The sequence below is a fragment of the Candidatus Hydrogenedentota bacterium genome (genome assembly GCA_018005585.1).
In the GTDB taxonomy this organism is placed as follows: Bacteria; Hydrogenedentota; Hydrogenedentia; order Hydrogenedentales; family JAGMZX01; genus JAGMZX01.
Window position 1 is genome coordinate 1 of the sequence record JAGMZX010000270.1, and the last position, 3712, is coordinate 3712.

Annotated in this window: 1 protein-coding gene; it reads left to right on the plus strand. The window is 67.4% G+C overall.

Features of this window, described 5'->3' with window-relative positions; genetic code table 11:
• Positions 1-92: 92 nt before the first annotated feature.
• Positions 93-3712: right-handed parallel beta-helix repeat-containing protein (locus tag KA184_23585; protein MBP8132573.1), on the plus strand; the 3620-nt coding region annotated here is incomplete at its 3' end.

A 3712-nucleotide genomic window follows, 5' to 3' on the forward strand; every position in this document is an offset into this window, starting at 1 on the left:
CCGGAAGTCCCTTTTCACTTGCGGATTTTACCGGTTTCTGCTATCTTGACGGAGTAGAAGGGAAAGCGTGATGCAGAGGCGGGGGGTGTGTCATGTCCGTGCGCGTTTGGCGTATTTGCGTGGCGGGATGCCTGGTTTTCCTGAGCATGTTCTGGGGTGAAGATGCGGCGTCCGCGGTTTGGTACGTGGACGCCGGCGCTCCCGGCCCGCAGGACGGCACGACGTGGACCCAGGCATTCCATTCGCTCCAGGCGGGAGTGAATGCGGCGTCCGCCGCGGGCGGGGGCGATGTCTGGGTGGCGGAGGGCACGTACCGGTCAACGGCGAATACGGTATTGACGATGGCGCCGGGCGTGCGTCTTTACGGCGGGTTCGCGGGCGGCGAAACGGCCTTGGAGGAACGGGACTGGGTTGCGTACCCTGCGGTGATCGACGGCCAGAGCATGCGCCGCTGCGTCGTGGGCGCGGACAACGCCACGCTGGACGGGTTCACGATTACATGGGGCTGGGCGCAGAACGGTGCGGGGATGTACAACGATTCCGTGTCGCCGGTTGTGGTGCACTGCCTGTTCACCCATAATCATGCAGGAAGCGCAGGTCCCGTTTTCTCCACGGGCGGCGGCGGCGGGATGTATAACCAGTACGGCGCGCCTGTGGTGGACCAGTGCATTTTTGACGATAACCAGGGGGCGGTCGTCGGTGGCGGAATGTGCAACATATGGTCCGCCGTAACGGTCACGAACTGCACGTTTGCCGGCAATCAGGCATCCGTCGGGGCCGGGCTGGTCTGCGGCGAGGGTTTGCCGACGGTGGAAGGGTGCGTGTTCGGGCATAACGACGCCTGGTATGGCGGGGGCATTGCCAGCGTGGAGGCGCCCACGCGTATCGTGGATTGCGTGTTTTTCGCCAACAGCGCCAATACGGGCGGCGGGCTGGATATTTCCAGCGGGGCGCCGGCCCTGCTGAACTGCACGTTTGTCGGCAACAAGGCCGATTACGGGGGTGGCCTGCGCAACGACAGCGGGGAGGTGACGCTCACGAATTGCGTCCTCGCGTATAACGAAGCCGCCGAAGCCCACGGCGCGTTCAGCAACGCCGGTTCGCTCGCGCTGATGAATTGCGCCGTGGCGATGAACAGCGAACCCTGCCGGGACGGCGCTCAGGTCAGCGCAGGCCCGCTCGTCCTCGCGAATTGCATCGTTTGGGGCAATGACCCCGTTGTCCTGCCGGCGTTCGGCACGGATGCGGCTGTCAGTTATTCCCTCGTGGAAGGGGGGTGGCCCGGTATCGGCAATCTGGATGCGTTCCCTCATTTCATCGAGCCGCTGCGCTACGATTTCCGCTTGTTGCCGGGCTCACCGGGCGTGGACAGCGGCACGGCGGAGGACGCACCCGCCGCGGACCTTGCCGGCGCGGCGCGGCCCCAGGGCGCGGGTGTGGACATGGGGGCCTATGAACTCACGCCGCTGCCGGACCGCGACGGCGACGGCATGCCGGACCTTTGGGAGTCGGCGCGCGGCCTGAACCCGGACGACCCGAGCGACGGCGGCACGGACGCCGACGGGGACGGGATGCGCAACCTGCGCGAGTACCTGTACGGCGCGGACCCGCATGTTGCGGACACGGACGGGGACGGACGAACGGACCGGGAAGAGGTTGCCGCAGACACGAGCCCGCGCCTGCCCAATTTCTGCTATGTCAGGGCGTCTGCTGCCGGAGGCGAGGGCACCGGCGCATCCTGGGCAGATGCGTTTCAGACCCTGCAAATGGCCGCGGACACGCTGCGCTGGGCGGGCGGGGGCGAGGCGTGGGTGGCGTCGGGACGGTACACGGCGGATACGGACCCCGTGCTGCGGCTGCGCCACGGCGTGCGCGTCTACGGCGGGTTCGCGGGTGGCGAGACCCGCCGCGAGGAGCGGAACTGGACCTTCCAGCGGACGATTATCGACGGCGAAGGCAGCAGGCGCTGCGTAATCGGCGCGGACGACTCGGTCTTCGACGGATGTGTCGTCCGGCGCGGCGCGGCCCAGCGCGGCGCGGGCATGCACAACGGCGCGGGCGCGCCGGTCATCGCGAATTGCACGTTCGAGGACAACATAGCGGGTTACGCCGGCGGCGGAATGCTCAACGCATGCGCATCGGCGGCCGTGGCCAATTGTATCTTCACGGGCAATGCCGCGGATTTGGGCGGGTCGCTCTTCAACGGCGATGAATGGGGCGAGCCGGCTTTGCCCCGTTTCGTCAACTGCGTGTTCTTCGGAAACGAGGCCGAACTCGGCAGCGTTGCCTACAACCTGTACGGCGCACCCGCGTTCCTCAGTTGCACCCTGACCGGAAACCGGGGCCTGTCCGGCGCACTTTACAACAATGAGGCCGCGCCGGCCCTGACGAACTGCATTCTCTGGGGCAACGGCCCAAACGCCATGACCAGCGAGCGGAGCCAGGTCGCTGTCGACCACTCCTGCGTCCAGGGCGGCTACGCCGGGACCGGCAATCTGGACGCGTACCCCTGTCTGCGCGACCCGGCCCGGGGCGATTTCCGCCTGCTGCCCTGTTCGCCGTGCGTGGACGCCGGGGCAAGCGCGGGCGCGCCCGAAACGGACCGGGCGGGCGTGCCGCGGCCGCAGGGCGCGGGCGTCGACATGGGCGCGCACGAATTGGCCGCGGGAGCGGATTCAGACGGCGACGGGATGTCGAACGACTGGGAAACGGCGCACGGCCTGAACCCGCATGACGCGGCGGATGCAGAAGCGGACCCGGACGGCGACGGCCTGGACAATCTTGGGGAATATCGGCACGGCGCGGACCCGCGCGCCGCGGATACGGACGGCGACGGGCGCGCCGACGGCGATGAGGCCGGGCAGGGCACGAGCCTGCTGCTGGCCAATTTCTGTCATGTGAGCCGTGCAAATGTCTCCGGCGTCGCGGACGGGCGCACGTGGGCCACCGCCTATGCCTCGCTGCAGGAGGCGGTCGACGCCGTGTCGTATGCCGGCGGCGGCGAGGTCTGGGTGGCGGCGGGGACCTACCAGGAGAAGAGGGGCGCGGTGTTGTGCATGGCCGAGGATGTGCACCTGTACGGCGGTTTTGCGGGAACGGAAACTTCTTTGGAAGAACGGGACTGGCTGGCCAATGCGCCGGTCATCGACGGGCGCCGCGCGCAGCGCTGCGTCATCGGAGCAAACGGCGCCACGCTCGACGGGTTCACCATCACGCGGGGCAACGCGGAGAACGGCGCGGGCATGTACAACCCGCGCGTATGGCCGGAGGTCGCGAATTGCATCTTCGCGGAAAACGCGGCGTCCGGCAACGGCGGCGGCATGTATAACGAAGAGGCGTGGCCGGCGCTACGGGGCTGCACCTTTACGGACAACACGGCGGACGGCGGCGGGGCTGTGTTCATCAAAGGGGGCTTTCCGCTCTTTGACGACTGCGTGTTCACGCGCAATCACGCGACGTCGGGGAACGGCGGCGCCTTGTACGCCATGGCCGCCTCGTTGATCGCCGGAAATTGCGTGTTCACGGAGAACACGGCGACGCGCAGCGGCGGCGGCATGCACAACTACCGCACGGAGCCGCTGGTTATCGGCTGCACGTTCGCGCGGAATACCGCATACGATTCGGGCGGCGGCATGTACAACACCCTCGAATCGGACCAGATGCTCGAAGGCATCGTCAATTGCGTTTTCGCGAACAATCTCGCGATGACCGG